This is a genomic window from Pseudomonas cannabina (genome assembly GCF_900100365.1).
GTDB lineage: Bacteria > Pseudomonadota > Gammaproteobacteria > Pseudomonadales > Pseudomonadaceae > Aquipseudomonas > Aquipseudomonas cannabina.
Map to the genome: position 1 here is coordinate 260349 of NZ_FNKU01000001.1, position 22242 is coordinate 282590.

A 22242-nucleotide genomic window follows, 5' to 3' on the forward strand; every position below is an offset into this window, starting at 1 on the left:
TACCAAAGCTAATAACAATAAAACGAGGATTGATGGGATGAAGAAGATCACCAAAGGTAAAACGCTTTCCCGGCTTCAGTTGGTAAGCAGGTTGTCGGTGTTGGGTGCCATGGGACTGGCCAGCAGCGTTCATGCAGCCGAACCGTTTGCTGCCGATTCACCCTGGATGACCGGCGACTGGAACGGCAAGCGTACCGAGTTGCTCGACAAGGGTTATGACTTCTCGCTGGAATACGTTTCCGAGATGGCCAGCAACCTGAAAGGCGGCTACAACGACGACACCACCGGTCGCTACAGCGATCAGTTCGCGCTGGGCATGAAGGTCGATCTGCAGAAGGTGCTTGGCTGGCAGGACGCGGAGTTCAAGCTGGCGATTACCGAACGTAGCGGACGCAATATCTCCAATGACCGGATCGGCGATCCTCGTGCCGGTACCCTCAGTTCCTCGCAGGAAGTCTGGGGTCGTGGCCAGACCTGGCGTCTGACCCAAATGTGGGTCAAGCAGAAGTATTTCGACGGCGCACTGGACGTCAAAGCCGGTCGCTTTGGTCCGGGCGAAGACTTCAACAGCTTCCCGTGCGACTTCCAGAACCTTTCGTTCTGCGGCTCGCAGGTCGGTAACTACGTGAACACCTGGTACAACTGGCCAATCAGCCAGTGGGCCTTGCGCGTGAAGTACAACATCACGCCTGAAGTGTACGCACAGGTGGGTGTCTACGAGCAGAACCCGTCCAACCTGGAAACCGGCAACGGCTTCAAACTCAGCGGCAGTGGCACCGAAGGCATGATCCTGCCGGTCGAACTGGTCTGGACACCGTCCTTCAACTCGTTGCCCGGTGAATACCGTGTCGGTTACTACAAGAGCACGCCCAACGCCGACGACGTCTATGAAGACGTGAATGGTCAGGCGCAGGCGATTACCGGCGCCGCGTTCAAGTCGCACAGCAGCAAGCATGGCTGGTGGGTCGTTGCTCAGCAGCAACTGACCGCTCATGACGGCGATGCATCGCGCGGCCTGAGTATCTTTGCCAACGCCACTGTGCATGACAAGGCGACCAACTTCGTCGACAACTACCAGCAGATCGGTTTCACGTACAAAGGTCCGTTCAACTCGCGTCCGAAAGATGACATCGGTATCGGTTTTGCCCGTATCCACGTCAACGACGATGTGCAGGATCGCGTGCGTCTGGCCAACCAGATCAGCGGTATCAACGATTACGACAACCCTGGCTTCCTGCCGGTCCAGAGCACTGAATACAACTCTGAAATCTACTACGGCTTCCACGTCACTAACTGGCTGACCGTGCGTCCCAACTTGCAATACGTCAAGCACCCTGGCGGCGTAGATCAGGTGGATGATGCGATTGTGGCGGGCATCAAGATTCAATCGAAGTTCTGAGTACTGATTGACGCGTAACGCGATCAAGGGTCGTGTGTGCTTTGCGGGCAGCCTGGCTGCCCGTTTTTTTTATGGCTGAATTCCTTTATTTCAGGGACGCGATTGGCGATGACCATTCACGACGCGCAACCGCCTGAACATCCATTGCAACGCTTCTTCCGCTCCCGACGTGCCCGACCGGTTTTCGAGTGGGAGCGCCATCAGCTGCGCGACGTACTGGTGATCGATCATCCGCAGTGCCAGGCGGTGTTCAGCCGACAAGGCGCGCAATTACTGCACTTCCAGCCGCAGGGCCAGAAACCCTGGCTATGGTGCGCAGCACAGTGGCCGCAAGTGGGCGCGATCCGCGGCGGTGTGCCGGTTTGCTGGCCCTGGTACGGCCGTCATCCCGGTGAAAGCGGTTGGCCCGCGCATGGGTGGGCGCGATTGCTTGACTGGAAGCTGATCGACAGCAGCGAGTGCGAGGAGGGCGTCAGCCTGCACTGGCGCCTGCAGCTATGGGACTGGCAGGTCAACCTGCACGCCGAGCTGGGGCAGGGCATGGAACTGCGCCTGAGCACCTGCCATGAAGACCGCGAGCCTTGTCATTTCAGTCATGCGCTGCTGGCTTACTGGCTGATCAGTGACATCGCGGACGTTGCGCTGGACGGTCTGGACGGCGCTCAGGGCTATGACGAACTCAGTCGCCAGGCTTGCTGGCAGCAGGGCGAACTGCGCGTGGCAGGTGGCTGTCAGCGAGTCTTCGAACATGCCGGATCCTTGCAACTCCAGGACCCGGCCTGGCAGCGCAGACTCAACATCGATACCGGCGACAGCGCCAACACCGTGGTCTGGCATCCTGGCAGCCGACCCCTGCTGGGCGTAGGCGGCAGCGAAGCCACCGGCTTCGTCAGAGTGGAAGCCGCCTCAGGCACCGGCGACGCCTTCAGCCTGCGACCGGGCGAACAAGTGCAACTGAAATTACAGGCCAGCCTGGCGGGGTAGCGCCGGTCACATATTGCCCATGTGGACACCTAATTACCTGGCTTTCGTGGGAGCGAGCTTGCTCGCGAAGGCGGACTGGCATCAGCATAATCTTCGGCGGTCCCAAGGGCCTCTTCGTGAGCAAGCTCACTCCCACATGGGCACCAAATTACCTGGCTTTCGTGGAAGCGAGCTTGCTCGCGAAGACGGACTGGCAGGTACACATAACTACCGTGCCGACGACTTGTGCGCTGAGGTGCAGATTTGTAACGCAGCGCAATGTCAGGCCTTGCCCGCAGTCACTGCCCATAAAAACGCTTTTTTATCACGATGGCACTGACGACGCAGAGTGCGACGTAAGTGACGGCTGAGCCTTGGCGCTGATCCGGGGGATGCGAGGCAGGACGCCGAGCAAGCTGAACCGGGCCATGGATGGCCCGTTGCAGCGGCCCCCGGATCAGCGTCAGGGCGAAGGAACCCGACGAAGTCGGGCCGGAAACGGAGCCAGGATTTTGGTTACTTTGATCCTTCAAAGTCACTCGCCGAGGGGCGAAAAGGTGCCTTGAGTCGAAAGCATATCCAACTGACCTCGCAAAACCGCTGTGTGACGCAGAGCGTCACGAAAGGCATTCCGACGCTGGAGCGTGCGGAACGATAACCTATCGTGCGACGCTCCGCGTCTGATCTTGAGCATGCGGTGCGGAGCGTCACGAAAGGCATTCCGACGCTGGAGCGTGGGGAACGATAACCCTATCGTGCGGCGCTCCGCGTCGCATGCCGTTCTGGACGCTCTGCGTCCGATCTTGACCTGTTTCAGCCCTGGTCTTCGATCGGATAGCGGCTGTCGTTCAAACTCTCCTTGATCTTGCGCAGGTGCGGCTGAAAGTCGACGCCGCGGCGCAGGGTCATGCCGGTCGCCAGCACATCAAGGACGGTGAGCTGAATGATCCGCGAGGTCATCGGCATATAAATGTCGGTGTCTTCCGGCAGCGGAATATTCAGGCTCACGGTGCTGGCTTGAGCCAGCGGCGAACCTGCCGCGGTCAGGCCGAGCACCGAAGCGCCATTGGCCCGTGCGATGCGTGCCACTTCCACCAGCTCGCGGGTGCGGCCGGTGTAGGAAATGATCACAAACAACTCCCCCGTGTGCGCCACCGAGGCAATCATCCGCTGCATCAGCACGTCGGCATGCGCCGTGACTGCCAGATTGAAGCGGAAGAATTTGTGCTGCGCATCGAGCGCCACCGGCGCGGAGGCGCCCAGCCCGAAAAAATGGATCTGCCGCGCCTGGATCAGCATGTCCACCGACTTGCTGATCAGCGCCGGGTCCAGTTGCTGGCAGGCGCTGTCCAGCGAAGCAATGGCGCTGCCGAAAATCTTCTGGGTATACGCTTCGGGATTATCGTCGGCTTCCACCGCACGGCTGACATAGGCTGCGCCGCTGGCCAGGCTCTGCGCCAGTTGCAGCTTGAGTTCCGGGTAACCACTGACGTTGAACGAGCGGCAGAAACGGTTGACCGTCGGTTCGCTGACCTTGGCAGCCTGGGCGAGCGCTGCAATGCTCAAGCGGGTCGCCATCTGCGGATTGAGCAGAATCACCTCGGCCACCTTGCGTTCGGCCTTGTTCAACTCATCGAGTCGGCCCTGGATTTGCTCCAGGAGGTTTCTTACGCGGTCCATTCAAAGTCCTTGTCGGGGCTGATTTACCAACGGTTTTTGACTCGGGCTTTTATTAGCCCTTTAGCCTGTAGCAAAGGTGGCCTATCGTACTGAGGGCCTGTGTTGATCACCACTGGAATATGCTTTTAGGCAGAATGTTGTGGTTATTACTACATATGGCCTTGAGTAACGCCTTTAAAAAAGGTATTTGTAGCCCAACTTGATAAAAGAACCAACATTATGCCCTTGATTACGGTTGAACCGTGCACATTTGCCCTGTTTGGTGCCCTGGGGGACCTGGCGGTACGCAAGCTGTTCCCGGCTCTTTATCAGCTCGATCGCGCTGGACTGCTGCATGAAGACACTCGAATTCTTGCCCTGGCGCGTGAACCAGGCGACGAACAGTCGCATCTGGCGTACATCGAAAAATCCATGCGTCGCTTCATTCCCGAAGCGGAGCTCGAGGCAGAAAATGCCCAGCGCTTTCTGGCGCGTCTCAGCTACCTGCACGTCGATTTCCTCAAGGCCGAGGACTACGTCGCGCTGGCCGAGCGCGTTGGCGATGCGCAAACCCTGATCGCCTATTTCGCGACCCCGGCCTCGGTCTACGGTGCGATTTGCGAAAACCTCGCGTCGGTGAACCTCGCCGAGCGCACGCGAGCGGTGTTGGAAAAACCGATCGGTCACGACCTGGCCTCGTCGCGCCGGGTCAACGACGCCGTTGCGCAGTTCTTCCCGGAAAACCGCGTCTACCGCATCGACCATTATCTGGGCAAGGACACGGTGCAAAACCTCATTGCCCTGCGTTTCGCCAACAGCCTGTTCGAGACCCAGTGGAACCAGAACCATATTTCCCACGTGGAAATCACGGTTGCCGAGAAAGTCGGCATCGAGGGCCGCTGGGGCTACTTCGATCAGGCCGGTCAGCTGCGCGACATGATTCAGAACCACCTGCTGCAATTGCTTTGCCTGATTGCCATGGACCCGCCCAGCGACCTGTCGGCTGACAGCATTCGTGATGAGAAGGTCAAGGTGCTCAAGGCCCTGGCGCCGTTCACGCCGGAGCGGCTGGCGACGCAAGTGGTGCGTGGTCAGTACACCTCCGGTTACAGCGAAGGCAAGGCGGTGCCCGGTTATCTGGAAGAAGAGAACTCCAACACCCAGAGCGACACCGAAACCTTCGTCGCCTTACGTGCCGATATCCGCAACTGGCGCTGGTCAGGTACACCGTTCTATCTGCGTACCGGCAAGCGCATGCCGCAAAAGCTGTCGCAGATCGTGATCCACTTCAAAGAGCCGCCGCACTACATCTTTGCCCCGGAGCAGCGCTTGCAGATCAGCAACCGTCTGATCATCCGTCTGCAGCCTGACGAGGGCATTTCCTTGCAGGTGATGACCAAGGATCAGGGCCTGGACAAAGGCATGCAGTTGCGCAGCGGCCCCTTGCAACTGAATTTTTCTGACACCTACCGCAGCGCTCGTGTCCCCGACGCTTATGAACGGTTGTTGCTGGAAGTCATGCGCGGCAATCAGAACCTGTTTGTCCGCAAAGATGAAATCGAGTACGCCTGGCAATGGTGCGATCAGTTGATCGCCGGCTGGAAGAAGGCGGGCGATGCGCCCAAGCCTTATCCGGCTGGAACCTGGGGGCCGATGAGCTCCATTGCTTTGATTACTCGCGACGGGAGATCCTGGTATGGCGATATGTGATCTGGCGCTGCCAGCAGGGCTGGTGGCACGTGACTTCGACACTCCGCAAGAACTGGCCGAGGCACTGGCCACCCGCGTGGCGGAAAGTCTGAAACAGGCTATCAGTGAAAACGCTCTGGCCACGCTGGTGGTGTCCGGTGGGCGCAGCCCGGTCGCGTTTTTCCAGAGCCTGGCCGCACAGCCGCTGGACTGGTCGAAAGTGGTCATCAGCTTGGCTGACGAGCGTTTCGTCCCTACCGAGCACGCCGACAGCAATGCCGGTTTGCTGCAACGTCACCTGCTCCAGGGGCCAGCGGCCAAAGCAAAGTTTCTGGGCCTTTACAGCGTGGCAGGCAGTGTTGAAGACGCAGCGCTGGCGGCCGATCAGGCGCTGGCCGAACTGCCGCCCATCGATGTATTGATTCTGGGCATGGGCGACGACGGGCATACCGCATCGCTGTTCCCCGACAGCCCCAACCTGAGCGAGGCACTGGACCTCGATGGCGAGCGTCGCTGCCTGCCCATGCTCGCACCGAGCGTGCCGCATCAACGCCTGACCATGACCCGTCGTCTGTTGGCGTCGGCGCGTTTGCCGATTCTGTCGGTGTCCGGTCAGGCCAAACTGGACACTTTGCGCGCTGCGCTGGCGGGCGATGACGTCGCCGAGATGCCGGTGCGTGCCTTCCTCAACCCGTCTCTCGAGATTTACTGGTGCCCATAAGCAAAGGAACCGTCGCCATGACACAGAACGAAAATAACCAGCCGCTCAACAGCATGGCGAACAAGATTGCCCAGATCGACGAACTCTGCGCCAAGGCGAAGATTCTGCCGGTCATCACCATCGCCCGCGAACAGGACGTGCTGCCGCTGGCTGACGCGCTGGCCGCCGGGGGCATGACCGCGCTGGAAATCACCCTGCGCTCGACGTTCGGGCTGAGTGCGATCCGTATGTTGCGCGAGCAGCGCCCAGAGCTGTGCACCGGCGCCGGGACCATTCTGGACCGCAAGATGCTGGCCGACGCCGAGGCCGCGGGCTCGCAGTTCATCGTCACCCCCGGCAGCACCCAGGAACTGCTGCAGGCCGCGCTCGACAGTCCGCTGCCGTTGCTGCCAGGCATCAGCAGTGCATCGGAAATCATGATTGGCTATGCGATGGGCTATCGCCGCTTCAAGCTTTTCCCGGCTGAAATCAGCGGCGGTGTGGCGGCGATCAAGGCCTTGGGCGCGCCTTTTAACGAAGTGCGCTTCTGCCCAACCGGCGGCGTCAACGAGCAGAACCTCAAGAGCTACACGGCGTTGCCTAACGTCATGTGTGTTGGCGGAACCTGGATGATCGATAACGCCTGGGTCAAGAATGGCGACTGGGGCCGTATTCAGGAAGCCACAGCGCAGGCGCTGGCACTGTTTGACTGATCGATAGTATTTCAGGGTCAGCGCTCAGCGGGCTGACTCTGGCAATGAAGTTGTTGTTGGTTGTATGGCTTTTGCGGTGCGCCCTGGTCCGGAGCACCGTTTTTTTCATCCCGGACCGTATCCCCTTTGCTTATCCCCTGTCCTTGAACGACTGACGCGGACGCGTGCGCAGCGGGTCAAGCAGCGCGCTAAGGCCGTTGTGATCGATTTCCTGCATCAGCGCCAGCAGGCCGCCCAATTCTCCTTTGGGAAAGCCCTCCCGGGCGAACCAGTTCAGATAATGCCCCGGCAAATCGGCGATCAGCCGCCCTTTGTATTTGCCGAACGGCATTTCCTGGGTGACCAGCAGTTTGAGTTTTTCCGGATTCATCTTAGCAAGTCCTGTCATCACCTTTCGGGCAGCTCGATACGTGCATTCTGCATGCAGGCCAAACGACAGTTCATGCAGAAGCCACGATCGGATAAATGTGAAAATTTCGTAAGTAATTGTTTTTAAATAACTTTTTAATCATTTGAAACTGGCACGCCATCTGCAATTACCTATTCATCGAACATTTTCGTATCAACCTGCCATTAGGAAATTATCAAATGACTGATATTAATAAAGAAGCAATCTCCGTCCTGAATGACCTGATCGAAACCAGCAAAGATGGCGAGAAGGGCTTTCAGACAAGTGCCGAAGACCTGAAAAACCCGGCGATCAAAGCATACTTCTTGGCACGATCCGCTGAAATCGCAACTGCAGTGAAAGAGCTGCAGGCAGAAGTGCGTGCTTTAGGCGGTGACCCAGAAACGTCCTCCAGTGTGTCCGGCACTCTTCACCGTGCATGGGTAGATCTGAAATCCACCCTGACCGGCAAAGATGACAAAGCAGTTCTGGAAGAAGTAGAGCGCGGTGAAGACGTTGCCAAGAAAGCCTATAAAGAGGCGCTTGAAAAAGCACACGAGCATAACTTCCCGGCTAACGTTACCTCGTTGATCGCAAAGCAGCAGGCTGGCGTTCTGGCCACCCACGACAAAGTCAAAGCACTGCGTGACGCAGCCCGCGCCGCATCGTAATTCGCTGCCCCTGCGGTAGAAAAAACGCCAGCCTGTCTGGCGTTTTTTTATGTCGGTCGACAGGCTATAAAACCGGATTCAGTGGTTCTGAATCCGAAGCAGCAGCACGCTGTTCAACGCGATTGCGACCATTGTTCTTGGCTTGATAAAGCGCCTTATCGGCAATGCCGAAGAACGTCTCCAGCTTGTCTCCCTGACGCACGCTCTCTGAAGCCACACCAATGCTGACCGTCAACGGATGTTCGGCGTCCTTGAACAGCGGCAGGGACTCGACCGAGTGGCGGATATTCTCTGCGATCATCATGGCGCCGTTCAGGTCGGTTTCCGGCAGGACCACCACAAACTCCTCGCCGCCATAGCGCGCCAGCCGGTCACCTGGCCGACGGATAGTGTGGGAAATGGTCTGTGCAATCAGCCTCAGCGCTTCGTCGCCGCCCTGATGCCCATGACGCTCGTTGAACGCCTTGAAATGGTCAACGTCGATCATCAACAATGAAAGCCGCTCGCCAGAGCGTTGGGCGCGTGCCCATTCGGTTTCCATCGCCTTGTCGAGCTGGCGGCGGTTATCGAGGCCGGTCAAGCCATCGGTGGCGGCCAGGCTGGCCAGCGCGTGTTCGGCACGGCGCCGACGACGCAACTCGCGACTCAGCAGCCAGGTCAGCCAGAGAATGCCGAGGCACAGCACGCTGGTGGCCGTCGCGACCAGCCAGGCGTTGCGTGTCCAGACGGCATAAACTTCTTCTTCGGACTGACCGATCACCACCACAAGTGGAAGATTGCCGACGCGCGAGAACGTGTACAGGCGTTGCGCGTTGAGTTGCGTCGAAAGGGCGCTGAAACTGCCATCGACTTCCTTGAGAATGCGCTGAAAGTTGGCCGTGTGACTGTAATCCTTGCCGATCAGGTCCTGGCCATCCAGCTCGGGGTGGCGGACGATCAGAATGCCGTCGGTATTGATCAGGTTGATGCTGCTTCCAGGACCCATATTCTGGCTCATGAACAGATTCTTGAAATACACTAGGCGCATGGCGGCACTGGCAATGCCCAGAAACTCACCATTGGGGCCTGACAGGCGTCGGCTGAAACTGATGCACCAGTCTTTGTAGCCCCAGCGGGTTTTATATGGCGTGCTGACATGCAGATCCAGAGAAGGATCAACCGCATGTAGCCGGAAATAGGCTCGGTCGGAAAAGTTATCGTCCCGTGGCGTCACTGACAGTGAGTCAGCCAGCAATTCGCCCTTCTTGTCGAGTAATACCAGATCGCCTTTGTAAGCGGCAGCCGTCGAGCGATCAAACAGGACAAGTTGCCGCAGTTCCGGGGAAAGATTGTTCAGGTCGCTGCGTTGCCACGCGCTGATCATGCCTTGCAGTGACGAGTCGTAGAGTTCTGCGTTATGCATCACGTCGGCATCGATCAAACGGACAATGTTCGCTGCCGCCCGCGCCGCTGTCTGAGCCGCGTCGTCGCGCTCGCGGAGCAACAGCGACGCCACGATGGCCAGAATGGCGGACACCGACAACAGGCTGCCAAGGATCAACATGAGCTCGGGACGGGGCCATTGGAACTGCGCTGGCCGAGAGGACGCGAACAACGTCATGGGGTGTGCTACCTGCAAAAAATGAGGCTGAAAGTGGTGGGGTCAGCTGTCTTTTGTTTTTATCGATTTATAGCAGGGTATATAGCACGCTCCTTATAACCCGAGATGAATGAAGTGTGAATAAACCGCTTTTATTGAACACATGGCAAACGTGCGGCCGGCAACAGCAAAGTGTTCCGTGAAAACAAACAGACGGCGCTGCGATCAACGAGGCAGTTGAATACCAAATGTATTGTTCCCCTGAGCACTTTTTACAAACACCGTGCCACCGTGCATCAGGGCAATGGCTTTGACAATCGCCAGGCCCAGCCCATGATTGGCGCCACTGTTGGCGCGCGAGGCGTCGACCCGATAAAAGCGTTCGAACAGTCTGGGCAGATGCTCCTGTGCTATCTGCACACCGGGATTGCTGACCGCAACGCTGACATGTCCGGCCTGTGATTCTATATGTACCCGAATTTCCTGCCCGGCGTCGGTGTGCTGCACGGCGTTGTGCAGCAGATTGATCAGGGCGCGGCGCAGATGGGACTTTTCAATTGGCACGCAGGCATCGCCATCGACCCGTACTTGAACCTGGGCATCTTCAAGAATGAAGTCCAGATAATCGAGCGTCGTCGCAACCTCTTCCGCCAGCGATGCGCAGTTCAGTGTCTGCACTTTGCTGCCTTGATCGGCACTGGCCAGAAACAGCATGTCGTTAACGATAGAACGTAGTCGCTCCAGTTCTTCAAGGTTCGATTGCAGCACTTCGAAATAATGTTCGGCAGAACGCCCTCGGGTCAGGGCCACCTGAGTCTGACCGATCAGGTTGGTCAGCGGCGAGCGCAGTTCGTGGGCCACGTCGGCGTTGAATGACTCCAGTCGCGAGTAGGCCAGTTCGACGCGCTCCAGCGTCGAGTTGAAGGACGCGACAAATTGTTCCAGCTCGGGCGGCAGCGGCGACAGTTGCAAGCGTCCGGACAGCCTTGGCGGCGCCAGTTTCTGGACTTCCTGCGACAGGCTTGCCAGCGGGCGCAGACCAATGCGTGCTACCCAGTAGCCGAGCGCCGATGCCAGCAGAATGCCGACGGCAGCGAGGCCGATCAGTGCCACCAGTAACGAATGCTGGGTATGCCAGAACGTCTCGGTGTCGATGGCGGTCAGAAAACGCAGCGCCGGACGCTGCTCCTTGGCAGGAAATTCGCTGACCAGCACCTTGAACGGGAAGGGGTGGTCCGTCAGCTTGAGGTCATGCATGCCCAGTGGCCCTTGGGCAAACCGACGGATATCGGCGTCCGGGTTACCAAATTCGTACTCAGGACTGGCACTGGTCACCCAGAAGCGCAAGCGTTTGTCTTCCTCGCTGAGCAGCCGCAGTTTGGCCTTGGTCTTTTCCCAGTGTTCCGGATTGCCGAAGCGCCCGACCGCCGATTCCAGCACGCTGTAGCGCGCGTCGACTTCGGCACGCGGCAGCAGGTCCATGCTTTTGTCGACCTGCAGGTACAGCGCCCAGCCGATCAGCAGGAAAACCGTCAGTGCAACCAGTGCGAACATGCCGCTCAGGCGCAACGCAATCGAGTCAACCCGCACTGCGGTTCTCCAGCACATAACCCATGCCGCGAATGGTGTGCAGCAGTTTATGTTCATGCGGCCCGTCAAGCTTGGCGCGCAGGCGTTTGATGGCCACTTCGACAACATTTGCATCGCTGTCGAAATTGATGTCCCAGACCATTTCGGCAATCGATGTCTTGGACAGGATGTCACCCTGACGCCGGGCCAGTACGCTCAGCAGGGAAAACTCCTTGGCGGTCAGGTCCAGGCGTGCGCCACCACGGGTGGCCTTGCGGCTGATCAGGTCGATCCACAGGTCGGCAATGGTGATTTGCACCGGCTCGTGGCCGCCGCTGCGCCGGGTCAGCGCTTGCAGGCGGGCCACCAGTTCCAGAAAGGAGAACGGTTTGCCGAGGTAGTCATCTGCCCCTTCACGCAGACCGCGAATACGGTCGTCGACCTGTTCCCGAGCGGTCAGCATGATCACCGGGGTCTGCTTGCGCGCCCGCAATGCACGCAGCACACCGAAACCATCCAGGCCCGGCAGCATCACGTCGAGAATGATCACCGCGTGCTCGTTTTCCAGCGCCAGGTGCAGGCCTTCGATACCGTCGCGGGCCACGTCCACGGTATAGCCCTGTTCGGTCAGGCCACGGCGCAGGTAGTCGGCGGTTTTTTCTTCGTCTTCGATAATCAGCACGCGCATCAGGCGATTCTCACTCTAAAGCAGCCAGCGCGGGCTTGGCGGGCGCTGGCTGACGGCGATGAAACAGCCGCTCCAGTTGCAGGTAGATGATCGGGGTGGTGAACAGCGTCAGCATCTGGCTCACCAGCAGACCGCCGACCACGGCGATACCCAACGGTTGGCGCAGCTCGGAGCCGACCCCGAAGCCGAGCATCAGCGGCAGCGCGCCGAGCAGGGCGGCGATGGTGGTCATCATGATCGGCCGAAAGCGTGTCGTGCAGGCCTCGTAAATCGCTTCCTGTGGCGTGAGGCCTTGCTCGCGCTGTGCCTGCAAAGCGAAGTCGACCAGCAGAATGCCGTTCTTCTTGACGATACCGATCAGCAGCACCACGCCGATCAGGGCCATGATCGAAAAGTCCTGACCCATCATCCACAGCAGCAACAGCGCCCCGATGCCCGCCGAGGGCAGGGTGGAAATGATCGTCAGCGGGTGCACGAAGCTTTCGTACAGAACACCCAGAATGATGTACACCGCCACCAGCGCCGCGAGGATCAGCCACGGTTGGTTGGCCAGCGAACTCTGGAAAGCCTGCGCTGCGCCTTGAAAGCTGCCGATGATTGCGGCCGACATGCCGATCTCGTTCTTGGCCTGATCGAGCTTGCCAACTGCATCGCCGAGCGCAACCCCGGAAGCGAGGTTGAACGACAGGTTCGCGGCCGGAAACATGCCGTCGTGGCTGATCGACAGTGGGCCCATGCGCGGCGCACTGACCTTGGCCAGCGCCGACAATGGCACCATTTCACTGGTCAGCGGCGAGCGCAGGTAAAAGTACGCCAGGCTCTCTGCCTTGCCGCGCTGTTGGGCATCCAGTTCGAGGATCACCTTGTACTGGTTGACCTCGGTCTGGTATTCGCTGATCTGCCGCTGGCCAAATGCGTCGTACAGTGCCTGATCGACGTCAGCAGTGGTCAGGCCGAAGCGGGCGGCCGCGCTGCGGTCGATGTCGATGTGCGTGACGCTGCCGCCCAGTTGCAAATCGTTGGACAGGTCACGGAAAGCCGGGTTGCCACGCAGTTTTTCGGTCAACCGTTGGGTCCAGGAGTTGAGCAACGCCCCGTCATTGCTTTTCAGCACGTACTGATACTGGGCACGGCTGGGGCCGGAGCTGAGGTTGATGTCCTGGCCGGCACGCAGGTACAGCACAATGCCGGGCACTTTTGCCAGTTTGGGGCGCAGCCGGTCAATGAATTCGCTGACTGACACATCGCGCTCGGCACGCGGCTTGAGCGAGATCCAGAAGCGGCCGTTGGCAATGGTCTGGTTGCTGCCGGATACGCCCACCGAATGCGAGAACGCCAGCACTGCCGGGTCCGCGCCAACGATTTTTGCCAGTTGCAGGTGCTTTTCGACCATGTCCGGGTAGGAAATATCGGCAGCGGCCTCGGTGGTGCCTTGCGCGAACGAGGTGTCTTGAACCGGAAAGAAGCCCTTGGGAATGAGGATGTAACCCATCACCGCAAGCAGCAGCGTCAGGCCGAAGATGCCGAGCATCAGGCGCTGATGGGCCAGAGCCTTGCGCAAACCGCGCTCGTAAGACGCCAGCAGGCGATCACCGAACCCCGGCTTCTGGTGCTGCTGGTGTTTGGGCGCACGCATGAACAAAGCCGCCAGTGTCGGTGCCAGCGTGAGTGAGACCACCACCGAAATCAGAATGGTCGCCGTCGCGGTGAGCGCGAATTCCTTGAACAGGCGGCCGACCACGCCACCCATGAACAGCAAGGGAATGAACGCCGCCACCAGCGAAAAACTGATCGACACCACAGTGAAGCCGATCTCTCTGGAGCCCTTGATCGCCGCTTCGCGCATGCCTTCACCGGCTTCGAGATGGCGATGGATGTTCTCGACCACGACGATGGCGTCGTCGACCACGAAACCGACCGCGACCACGATGGCCACCAGCGTCAGGTTGTTCAGGCTGAACCCGAACAGGTACATCGTCGCAAAGCTGGCAATCAGCGAAACGCCAAGCACTGCGCTGACGATCAGCGTGGCCGACAGTTGACGCAGAAACAGCGCCATCACCGCGACCACCAGCAACACAGCGATCAGCAGGGTCATTTCCACTTCGTGCAGCGACGCCCGAATGGTCCGCGTGCGGTCATTGAGCACCGAAACGTCGACCGCCGCCGGGAGCATTTCCTGCAAGCGCGGCAGTTCACGCTGAATGCGGTCCACCGTTTCGACGATATTGGCCCCAGGCTGACGGAAGATCGCGATATTGACGCCCTGCTGGTCGCCGGACCACGCTTTGACGTAGGCGTTTTCCGAACCGGCGACGACTCGCGCCACGTCCTTGAGCTGAACCGGGGCACCGTCCTTGTAGGAAACGATCAGTTGCGCGTAGTCCTGCGGCTTGAATAACTGGTCGTTGGACGACAGGGTGGAAATGCTGTCCTTGCCATATAAAGCGCCTTTGGCCAGGTTCAGGCTGGTCTGCTGCACCGCCAGGCGGATGTCTGCGAGGGTCAGGCCCAGTGCGGCCAGTTTTTCCGGCGCGGCCTGCACACGGATCGCCGGACGTTGCTGGCCGGTGATATACACCTGACCCACGCCTTCGATCTGGCTGAGCTGGCGCGCCAGAATGGTTTCGGTGACATCGCTCAGCTCGGTGCCGGGCATCAGGCTGGAGCTGACACTCAAAATCAGCACCGGGCTGTCCGCCGGGTTGACCTTGCGCCAGGTCGGTAGGTTGGGCATGTCGGCCGGCAGCCGTCCGGACGCGGTATTGATAGCGGCCTGGACTTCCTGAGCGGCGGTGTCGATGCTTTTGTCGAGGGTGAACTGCAAGGTCAGGTTGGTGGAGCCCAGCGCACTGCTGGAGGTCATCTGAGTCATGCCGGGTATCGCGCTGAATTGCACTTCCAGCGGCGTCGCCACCGACGACGCCATGGTTTCCGGGCTGGCACCGGGGAGCTGCGCGGTGACCTGAATGGTCGGGAACTCCGCTTCCGGCAGCGGGGCAATCGGCAGGCGCGGAAAGGCGATGACGCCCAGCAGCACTATCGCGAAGGTCAGCAACAGCGTGGCGACCGGGTGGTCGATGCACCACGCGGAAACCGAGCCCCGGCCGCTGCTCATTGCGCGCGCTCCGCATCTGCTGCCGCGACATCCGCAGTCGGCGCACTGACCACTTCGATGGTCGCGCCAGGCCGCAGCCGCGACTGTCCGTCGCTGACCAGCTCATCGCCCGCTTGAGGTCCGCTGATCAGCGCTTGCTCGCTGTCCTGATAAAGCACCTTGACCGGCACCACCTGTACTTTGTTGTCGGCCATCACCCGGTAGACGAAGTGCTGATCAACGCCGCGCTGTACCACCTGCGGCGGCACCTTGAGCGCGTTGCGTTCGATGCCGGTCTGGATTTTTACCTTCACCAGTTGCCCTGGCCACAGCTGCTCGCCGGGATTCTTGAAGTGCGCCTTGGCGCGGATCGTTCCGGTGGTCGCCGACACCTGGTTGTCGATCAACGACAACGTGCCTTCGCCCAGCAGCAAGCCGTTGGCCGCACCGTCGCCCTGATACGCCTTGACCGCTGCCGCAGTGTGCTCGGCGATCAGGCCCTGCAAGGTCGGCAGCATTTGCTGCGGCAGGGAAAACTCCACGGCGATCGGATCGATCTGCGTCACCGAAAACAGCCCTTGAGCATCGCTGACGCGCAGGAAATTGCCTTCATCGACGTTGCGGATACCGACTCGTCCGGTCACCGGTGAGCGAATCTGCGTGTAGGAAAGCTGCACCTGAGCCGAGTTGATAATGGCTTCATTACCTTGCGCCGTGGCCCCCAGTTGCTTGACCAGTGCCTGTTGCTGATCGAAGGTCTGCCGCGAAATGCCGTTGTCTTCGGTGAGCTGGCGGTAGCGCTTGAGGTCCGGTTGCGCGACGTCGAGCTGCGCCTTGCTCTGTGCAAGCTGAGCCTTGGCCTGTTCGAGCGAGGCGCGGATCGAGCGGTCATCGAGCGTCGCCAGCAGTTCTCCGGCTTTGACTTGTTGCCCTTCCCTGACCAGCACGCGGGTCAGCACGCCGTCCACCTGCGGGCGAATGACAACGCTTTGCAGCGACAGTACAGAACCGATTCCGGTCACGAACCGCGGCACATCCCCGACGCTGACGGTGATCACTTTGACCGGCACCGCCGTCGAGGCATGTCTGGGTATCGTAGCCGGACGCGTCAGGGTCCAAACGGCAAACGCAGCGCAGGCTGCCAGCAGAACGACAGCGGTGATGGTCAGGGTCTGTTTGCGCATGTGAGGGGAACGCCGGATTCGTGTTGGGCTTATGTGTTACCGCTTCTTTATAGCCTGCAAACCCGGTCAGCAGAATGACTTTCAGCTGTCAGTTTTGTCAGAAAGCCTTGGCTGACTATGACACTCGGTCAAGAAAAGTCAGTATCGGACGATATTTAGGTTGAAGGGCAACTTTGTACAGATGTTTATCGAGTCCTAGGGTAAGTCCTACATCTCCCTTCATCGGCTTCTGACGGCACGTTCTGTCGACACGCCGGTTCAATTATTGAATTCATGAGTGGAGAATGCCATGAAATACGGATCATCGAGCGGGAAACGAATGTTGAACCTTCTGTTCCTTCAGAAAGTATTGAGGGTTGCAGCAGTGTCAATGCCTTTGTTGATGCCTTTGTTGATTGCTCCGCAAGTTGCCCTGGCCAGAGACGGCGGGTTTACTCTGCACGGCAGTATCGTCAATAGCAGTTGCACCGTCATCGGCCTCAATGGTCTTGCCGCAGATGCCGGCTTTCGCGTGCTTGAAGTGGCTCCAGGGATCGCGATGCAGGTGAGTACCGAACATAATGTCTGTGGCAATCAAGCCGTTCCATTCGCCACGAGCCGAACCAGGCCAGTGCGGCGTTGGTGACCCTGAGTTATCAGTAATACTTCATCTGTATGGTTTTTTCTCGACAACTGTCGCGTGTTATAACGTGGCAGTCGATTGTCCTACACTTTTTCCGGACTCGCCACCGGTGTAGCCCTTGTCACGTATTTAATAAATGGCATCGAAGCCGGACATTTGTCTGATCTTTGCGCTGGGTTATCACGTGACAGGCCTTCCTGTCGTCGTCTGCCTGCTGATCATGGTTATTCCTACAGACCCATCCTGCGCGTCATGTCGTGTTATCGGCGGTTGCAAAGTTACTGGCCTGACAGCGCTCGAACAGCGATGGTTCTATAGTGCTGGTCGTCCGATAGTGGGCACACACGAAATAACAGGGAAGGTAGTTGGCATGAAAAAGATGGCTCTTACATTGGCAGTTCTGGGCGCAATGGGCATGGTCAGTACGGCCACGGCCGCGAACAACGGTAAATTGGTTTTTAACGGTACGTTGACCAATATCTCTTGCGATGTAGGTCCGGGCTCGGGCGTCAGCGCAGGCACCAATCCGGGCGAAATCAATGTGGATCTGGGGAACGTCTCCTTCTCCGACATCGGCATTGCCAGCGAAAGTCGTTTTGAAACGGCAACGCCTATTCAGTTGCTGGTCAACTGCAGCGCAGGCGCGGAACAATACAATACGGTCAAGATGCGCCTTGTTGCCCGTAACGGCAGTGGCCTGGACAATAACGATGCCAAGCTTCTGCGCACCACCGGTGCTGCCGACGGCGTAGGCATCGGTTTGCTGGATGCCTCGAACGCGCTGATGGATCTCAGCGCGGGCGAGACGATCGATACGGCACTTGTCAAAGAGGGCACCGGTGGTGCGCCGGCGGAAATCAACTTTGGTGCGGTGTACGTGCTTAACGGCACGCCCGCCAACCCGGGTAATGCCGACGGCTTCCTGCCGTTCGTGATGGATTACGAGTAACAGGACCGGACAGGGCGGGCTTATGGCTCGTCCTGTCATCTATCGAATTCAAGGCGATTGCCAGTATGTTTCCTGACTTTTTTCGCTACGCAGCGTTAATTGCCGTGCTGTCCTGCGCGGCCAGTGCTCAAGCGGGCATTGTGTTGAACACCACCCGGGTCATTTATCAGGGCAGCGAGAAGGAAGCCAGCCTGGGTGTCCACAACAGTGGTGCTCGGGAAATTCTTTTGCAGTCCTGGCTTGAACCACCGGCTGGCGCTGCCAGCCCTGATGAAGCCACAAAGAACCTGCCATTCATTGTCACGCCCTCACTGGCCCGGATGGCCGGGGGCGGCAGGCAGTTGCTGCGCATTATTCATTCCGGCACCGGCATGCCCGATGACCGTGAATCGGTACTCTGGCTCAATGTTCAGGAGATACCGCAGACCGCCGCAGAAAACACCTTGCAAATCGCAATACGGCAGCGCATCAAAGTGTTTTTCCGGCCGGACGGTTTAACGGGAGATTCCCTTCAGGCGCCTGAGAAGTTGCAGTGGCAATTACAAGGTCACGACAGTTTACAGGTGAATAATCCCGGACCTTATCACGTGTCCATGCTCAGAATTTCTATACGTCAGCATAACGTGGAGCTGGCCAGTGTCGAAAGCCAGATGCTCGCGCCGAAGCAAAGTCTGCGTGTTCCGTTAATCAACAAGGCCAGTGCCGCGCCACTGACCCTGAGCTTTGTCAGTATCAACGATTACGGCGGACAAGTGCGTTATCAGGCAACACTGACCGATAAACAAGCCGGTTACGCCAGTAAGAAAGTGCCTTGATTAACTGAACAATCAGTGTCCACGTTCAATATTAAACATTCGGGCTCGATCACGTGTCGTCCCGCTGGTTCTGCGTGTGTGTAAAGGACTGCGCTGCGCGAGTCGAAGTAGAGTGAAGTCAGCTAAGGAGACGCTGATTTATTCTAAAACCCAGCTGTTGCCCCCAGATAAATCAAGGCCTCCAGAGCGTTGCAGGGACGAAAAATCGAATAAATCAGCGCCTCCCTAATGGAATGGCATAAAAAATACAACAGGGGTTTCGTTGCGCAGCGCGTGTTCCCCTGTCCACGACGCTATTCGCTGTGCATCGGTTTTGCGCTGACGTTGACCTGTTCGCTCAGCGCATTGGCCGCTCAGTCAGGCGCTGCCGATGGCAGCGTACCGGTCAGATTCAACACCGCGTTCATTCAAGGCAGTGACCAGCCGCCTGATCTTCAGGAATTCATGCGCAGCAACAGTGTGTTGCCTTGCACTTACCGGGTGGATATCTACGTCAATCGCACCCTGAGCGGCAGGCGCGATGTCACGTTTTCAAAAAAACCGCTGTCGGGTCTGATCGAACCCTGTCTGTCGCTGGACATGCTGAAAGGCTTTGGTCTGGACATCACGCGATTGCCTGTGCAGGCCGAACCCGATGAGGCCTGTTTCGATCTGCCAGCGCAGGTCGAGTTTGCCCGAGTCGATTATCAGCCCGCCGCACTGCGACTCAGCATCAGCATTCCGCAGGCGGTGATGGCGCGTGGGAACCGGGGCTATGTTGCTCCCGAGTTGTGGGACCAGGGAGAAACGGCGGGCTTCATCAATTACAACTTCAATGGCAGCAAGCGGCGCAACAAGGGGCTGGAAACCGACCAGTATTACCTCGGCCTGCGTAATGGCCTGAATATCGGGGCCTGGCGCTTGCGTAACGAATCCTCACTGGTCCAAGGCAATGACCAGCCCTGGTGTTATCGCAGCAACCGCACGTTCGCGCAGCGCGACATCACGCTGCTCAAGAGTCAATTGACGATTGGTGAGACCTTCACCGATGCGCAGGTGTTCGACAGCGTCCGTTTTCAAGGCGCTACGCTGGTATCTGACGATGGCATGCTGTCTGACAGCGAGCGTACGTATGCGCCGGTGATTCGCGGGATCGCCGAAACCAACGCCACGGTGGAGGTTCGTCAGAACGGCTTTCTGCTGTACAGCGGCAGCGTGTCGCCCGGGCCTTTTGAAATCACGGATATCTACCCCAGCGGCTCCAATGGTGACCTGTCCGTGACGGTCATCGAAGCAGACGGACGCGTGCGCTCATTCACTCAGGCCTACGCGTCGCCGCCGATCATGGTGCCCTCCGGATCATTTCGTTACAGCCTGGCGGCAGGGCAGGTCGACAACAACAACGACGATCTTCAGGCAGCGCCGGGTTTCGGCAGCGTCGCGCTGATCTATGGGCTCTCCGAAATCGTGACGGCTTTCGGTGGCCTGCAACTCGCCGAGGGCTATCAGGCCGCGAACGCAGGCGCCGGGGTCAACACCGGGGTGGGCGCGGTGTCGGTGGATATCACTCGCTCCGTCAGCCGTCCTGATCAGCAGGCATCGCGCAGCGGGCAGAGCCTGCGCGTGCGTTACGCCAACACGCTGGACGTGACCAATACCACGTTGGCACTGGCCGGTTATCGGTATTCGTCCGAGGACTATCGAACCCTTGACCAGCACGTCAGTGAGACCCGTCCGCAAACTCTTTCGCGCAGCACCGGCCGCGCTCGCGACAGGCTTGAACTCAGTGTCACGCAGATAGTGCCGGTCCACGCGGCCTCGCTGAGCCTGACCGCTTCCGAGCAGCGTTACTGGAACCTGCCGGGCAAGACCCGGCAGCTTTACCTGGCGTGGAATGCGGCCTGGCACACGTTGAATTACAGCCTGTCCATCGAGCGCAACGAGGATTTCGGGCGCAGCGGCGAAGCGAGTACCGATAATCGGCTTGCCTTGAGCGTGACCTTGCCGCTGGGCGCAAGTGCTGCCTCTTCGCGGCTGTCGTTCAATGCGGTACGCGACAGCACGGGTCAATACAACGCACAGATCGGGCTCAACGGCCAGGTATTGGGCGAGCGCAACACCTTTTATTCCATGCAGGCGGGGCACGACAGCAGTTCGGGAAGCTTCGGGGCAGGCAAGATCAACACCACCACCGGGTTCGGTCGCTTCGAGGCCGGTTTCAGTCAGGGCCAGGATTACGACGCCTTCAGCCTGGCTGCGTCCGGCTCGCTGGTGGCGCATGCCGGAGGCGTGAATCTGGGTCAGACGCTGGGTGAAACCTTCGCTCTGGTTCAGGTCCCGGAGGTCAAAGGTGCCCGGTTAAGGTCCTTCAGCAATGTCGAGACCACTGGCAACGGCTATGCGGTTTTGCCCTACGTGCAGGCCTATCGCATCAATTGGGTCAGCTTGGATACCCGGCAACTGGGTGCGGATGTCGATCTCGGCAGCGCCATCACGCAAGTCGTACCGCGTCGTGGCGCTGTGCCGGTGGTCCGTTTCAAAGCGTCGGTGGGCAGGCGCGTGCAGTTCGAGCTGGTGCTGAGCGACGGCAGCCGGTTGCCGCTGGGGGCCAGCGTCGAAGATGAACAGGGCAGGGCACTGGCGGTGGTTGATCCGACCAGCCAGGCGCTGGTGCTCAGCGAGCGCGACCGCGGCCATTTACGCGTGCGCTGGGCCGGCAAGCAGTGTCTGGCCGCGTACTCGCTGCCGCCCAGAGACCCGGCCCGAGCTTACGAGCGTATGCGGGTGACATGCCAATGAGTGTTGTGACTGGCTGGCGCCTGACGCTGTTATTGCTGCCCTTGACCGTCAGTGTGAGCGTTGAGGGCGCCTTTGCGCTGACCGGCACACGGCTGATCTTTGATGGCCAGTATCGCGAGGTCAGCATCGAGGTGCGTAACGCGGGCAAGACCGAAACGCTGCTCCAGACCTGGCTCAGTGATACGCGCGATGGCGATGATACGCCGCCTGATCAACGCAGATCGCTACCGTTTGTAGTGACGCCACCCTTGTCACGTCTTGCGGTGGATGGCCGTCAGGCGCTGCGGATTTTGTATCACGGCTCGGGCATGCCGCAGGACCGTGAATCATTGATGCACCTGTATGTGCTGGAAGTGCCTCGCCGTGAAGAGAGTCATCGTCAATTGAATATCGCGGTGCGCCAACGCATCAATGTGTTCTATCGGCCGCAAGGGCTCGCTGGTGACCCGGCTGAAACGGCCAGCCAGTTGCAGTGGCAGGTGTTCCAGGCCGCGTCGAAGGCTGGGGTACTGAAAATCAACAACCCCACGCCTTATTACGCCTCGCTGGAGGCGGTGCGCCTGGATGGCGTGCCGCTCGAACGCTACGTGCTATTGGCACCGGGCGGCCAAGTGGAGCTGACATTACCCGGTCGGATTTCATCGTTTATGCAACATCGACTTCTGTACAACGCGCTGACCGATTACGGCGGACGGCGCGCCTATTGCGCGCGTATGAACGGGCAGGGGGGCGTTATGGCCCGCCTGTTGGAGAACACCTCTTTTCAGGAAGAATGCTGA

Annotated in this window: 18 protein-coding genes; 11 read left to right on the forward strand and 7 right to left on the reverse strand. The window is 59.1% G+C overall.

Annotation, left to right across the window (positions count from 1 at the left end; translation table 11 throughout):
- Window positions 1-37 precede the first annotated feature (37 nt).
- Window positions 38-1399, forward strand: coding sequence for a carbohydrate porin (locus BLT55_RS01240; protein ID WP_054998917.1), 1362 nt, complete (start codon window positions 38-40; stop codon window positions 1397-1399).
- 108 nt (window positions 1400-1507) lie between these two features.
- The gene (locus BLT55_RS01245) at window positions 1508-2383 is read left to right on the forward strand and encodes a D-hexose-6-phosphate mutarotase (protein WP_054998916.1); all 876 of its coding nucleotides are present in this window, start codon (window positions 1508-1510) and stop codon (window positions 2381-2383) included.
- A gap of 792 nt (window positions 2384-3175) precedes the next feature.
- Here the strand turns inward: BLT55_RS01245 and BLT55_RS01260 are convergent.
- Window positions 3176-4042, reverse strand: a complete 867-nt coding sequence (locus BLT55_RS01260; protein WP_054079498.1) for a MurR/RpiR family transcriptional regulator — start codon at window positions 4040-4042, stop codon at window positions 3176-3178.
- Between the two features lie 219 nt (window positions 4043-4261).
- Here BLT55_RS01260 and zwf point away from each other — a divergent pair, with 219 nt between their 5' ends.
- The 3 genes from zwf to BLT55_RS01275 are packed head-to-tail and all read left to right on the forward strand — an operon-like array spanning window position 4262 to window position 7123.
- Window positions 4262-5731 carry a glucose-6-phosphate dehydrogenase gene (gene zwf / locus BLT55_RS01265; RefSeq protein WP_007248391.1) on the forward strand — a complete coding sequence of 490 codons (1470 nt, stop codon included), beginning with the start codon at window positions 4262-4264 and terminating at the stop codon, window positions 5729-5731.
- A complete protein-coding gene (gene pgl / locus BLT55_RS01270) occupies window positions 5718-6431 on the forward strand; it encodes a 6-phosphogluconolactonase (protein WP_054999628.1) in 714 nt (237 codons plus the stop codon). Before zwf ends, pgl begins: the two co-directional genes overlap by 14 nt.
- Window positions 6432-6448: 17 nt before the next feature.
- Window positions 6449-7123: a bifunctional 4-hydroxy-2-oxoglutarate aldolase/2-dehydro-3-deoxy-phosphogluconate aldolase gene (locus BLT55_RS01275; RefSeq protein WP_054999627.1), complete on the forward strand. Its 675-nt coding sequence runs from the start codon at window positions 6449-6451 to the stop codon at window positions 7121-7123.
- Between the two features lie 130 nt (window positions 7124-7253).
- On the opposite strand, the gene BLT55_RS01280 is transcribed toward BLT55_RS01275, so the two are convergent.
- On the reverse strand, window positions 7254-7493 hold the full coding sequence (locus BLT55_RS01280; RefSeq protein ID WP_007248394.1) for a DUF3820 family protein: 240 nt from the start codon (window positions 7491-7493) through the stop codon (window positions 7254-7256).
- 218 nt (window positions 7494-7711) lie between these two features.
- Here BLT55_RS01280 and BLT55_RS01285 point away from each other — a divergent pair, with 218 nt between their 5' ends.
- The gene (locus BLT55_RS01285; RefSeq protein WP_007248395.1) at window positions 7712-8182 is read left to right on the forward strand and encodes a PA2169 family four-helix-bundle protein; all 471 of its coding nucleotides are present in this window, start codon (window positions 7712-7714) and stop codon (window positions 8180-8182) included.
- A gap of 64 nt (window positions 8183-8246) precedes the next feature.
- Here BLT55_RS01285 and BLT55_RS01290 read toward each other — a convergent pair whose 3' ends face one another.
- The 5 genes from BLT55_RS01290 to BLT55_RS01310 form a co-directional block, all read right to left on the reverse strand.
- On the reverse strand, window positions 8247-9782 hold the full coding sequence (locus BLT55_RS01290) for a sensor domain-containing diguanylate cyclase (protein ID WP_054999626.1): 1536 nt from the start codon (window positions 9780-9782) through the stop codon (window positions 8247-8249).
- Between the two features lie 204 nt (window positions 9783-9986).
- Window positions 9987-11351 (reverse strand): heavy metal sensor histidine kinase, encoded by a 1365-nt coding sequence (locus BLT55_RS01295; protein WP_074799859.1) that lies wholly within the window; start codon window positions 11349-11351, stop codon window positions 9987-9989.
- Window positions 11341-12018, reverse strand: a complete 678-nt coding sequence (locus BLT55_RS01300; RefSeq protein WP_007248398.1) for a heavy metal response regulator transcription factor — start codon at window positions 12016-12018, stop codon at window positions 11341-11343. The genes BLT55_RS01295 and BLT55_RS01300 overlap by 11 nt, the downstream gene beginning before the upstream one ends.
- 10 nt (window positions 12019-12028) lie before the next feature.
- Entirely contained in the window at window positions 12029-15136 is a 3108-nt protein-coding gene (locus BLT55_RS01305; protein WP_054999624.1) for a multidrug efflux RND transporter permease subunit, read from the reverse strand.
- Window positions 15133-16299, reverse strand: a complete 1167-nt coding sequence (locus BLT55_RS01310; RefSeq protein ID WP_054999623.1) for an efflux RND transporter periplasmic adaptor subunit — start codon at window positions 16297-16299, stop codon at window positions 15133-15135. The genes BLT55_RS01305 and BLT55_RS01310 overlap by 4 nt, the downstream gene beginning before the upstream one ends.
- A 289-nt stretch (window positions 16300-16588) precedes the next feature.
- Here BLT55_RS01310 and BLT55_RS01315 point away from each other — a divergent pair, with 289 nt between their 5' ends.
- The 5 genes from BLT55_RS01315 to BLT55_RS01335 all read left to right on the forward strand — a co-directional run bounded on the left by BLT55_RS01315 (window position 16589) and on the right by BLT55_RS01335 (window position 22242).
- Window positions 16589-16924 carry a hypothetical protein gene (locus tag BLT55_RS01315; RefSeq protein ID WP_235810159.1) on the forward strand — a complete coding sequence of 112 codons (336 nt, stop codon included), beginning with the start codon at window positions 16589-16591 and terminating at the stop codon, window positions 16922-16924.
- A gap of 367 nt (window positions 16925-17291) precedes the next feature.
- Window positions 17292-17870, forward strand: coding sequence for a fimbrial protein (locus BLT55_RS01320; protein ID WP_054999622.1), 579 nt, complete (start codon window positions 17292-17294; stop codon window positions 17868-17870).
- A gap of 65 nt (window positions 17871-17935) precedes the next feature.
- Window positions 17936-18685, forward strand: coding sequence for a fimbrial biogenesis chaperone (locus tag BLT55_RS01325; protein WP_054999621.1), 750 nt, complete (start codon window positions 17936-17938; stop codon window positions 18683-18685).
- 228 nt (window positions 18686-18913) lie between these two features.
- Window positions 18914-21463 (forward strand): fimbria/pilus outer membrane usher protein, encoded by a 2550-nt coding sequence (locus BLT55_RS01330; protein WP_074799863.1) that lies wholly within the window; start codon window positions 18914-18916, stop codon window positions 21461-21463.
- Window positions 21460-22242 carry a fimbrial biogenesis chaperone gene (locus BLT55_RS01335; RefSeq protein WP_054999620.1) on the forward strand — a complete coding sequence of 261 codons (783 nt, stop codon included), beginning with the start codon at window positions 21460-21462 and terminating at the stop codon, window positions 22240-22242. Before BLT55_RS01330 ends, BLT55_RS01335 begins: the two co-directional genes overlap by 4 nt.

Excerpts from the sequence above, each read along its gene's own strand:
- BLT55_RS01260 (WP_054079498.1), bottom strand. The coding sequence starts at position 4,042 with ATGGACCGCGTAAGAAACCTCCTGGAGCAAATCCAGGGCCGACTCGAT.
- BLT55_RS01285 (WP_007248395.1), top strand. The coding sequence starts at position 7,712 with ATGACTGATATTAATAAAGAAGCAATCTCCGTCCTGAATGACCTGATC.
- BLT55_RS01245 (WP_054998916.1), top strand. The coding sequence starts at position 1,508 with ATGACCATTCACGACGCGCAACCGCCTGAACATCCATTGCAACGCTTC.
- BLT55_RS01320 (WP_054999622.1), top strand. The coding sequence starts at position 17,292 with ATGAAAAAGATGGCTCTTACATTGGCAGTTCTGGGCGCAATGGGCATG.
- zwf (WP_007248391.1), top strand. The coding sequence starts at position 4,262 with ATGCCCTTGATTACGGTTGAACCGTGCACATTTGCCCTGTTTGGTGCC.
- BLT55_RS01310 (WP_054999623.1), bottom strand. The coding sequence starts at position 16,299 with ATGCGCAAACAGACCCTGACCATCACCGCTGTCGTTCTGCTGGCAGCC.
- BLT55_RS01325 (WP_054999621.1), top strand. The coding sequence starts at position 17,936 with ATGTTTCCTGACTTTTTTCGCTACGCAGCGTTAATTGCCGTGCTGTCC.
- BLT55_RS01240 (WP_054998917.1), top strand. The coding sequence starts at position 38 with ATGAAGAAGATCACCAAAGGTAAAACGCTTTCCCGGCTTCAGTTGGTA.
- BLT55_RS01280 (WP_007248394.1), bottom strand. The coding sequence starts at position 7,493 with ATGAATCCGGAAAAACTCAAACTGCTGGTCACCCAGGAAATGCCGTTC.
- BLT55_RS01305 (WP_054999624.1), bottom strand. The coding sequence starts at position 15,136 with ATGAGCAGCGGCCGGGGCTCGGTTTCCGCGTGGTGCATCGACCACCCG.
- pgl (WP_054999628.1), top strand. The coding sequence starts at position 5,718 with ATGGCGATATGTGATCTGGCGCTGCCAGCAGGGCTGGTGGCACGTGAC.
- BLT55_RS01335 (WP_054999620.1), top strand. The coding sequence starts at position 21,460 with ATGAGTGTTGTGACTGGCTGGCGCCTGACGCTGTTATTGCTGCCCTTG.
- BLT55_RS01275 (WP_054999627.1), top strand. The coding sequence starts at position 6,449 with ATGACACAGAACGAAAATAACCAGCCGCTCAACAGCATGGCGAACAAG.
- BLT55_RS01330 (WP_074799863.1), top strand. The coding sequence starts at position 18,914 with ATGGAATGGCATAAAAAATACAACAGGGGTTTCGTTGCGCAGCGCGTG.
- BLT55_RS01300 (WP_007248398.1), bottom strand. The coding sequence starts at position 12,018 with ATGCGCGTGCTGATTATCGAAGACGAAGAAAAAACCGCCGACTACCTG.
- BLT55_RS01315 (WP_235810159.1), top strand. The coding sequence starts at position 16,589 with ATGAAATACGGATCATCGAGCGGGAAACGAATGTTGAACCTTCTGTTC.
- BLT55_RS01290 (WP_054999626.1), bottom strand. The coding sequence starts at position 9,782 with ATGACGTTGTTCGCGTCCTCTCGGCCAGCGCAGTTCCAATGGCCCCGT.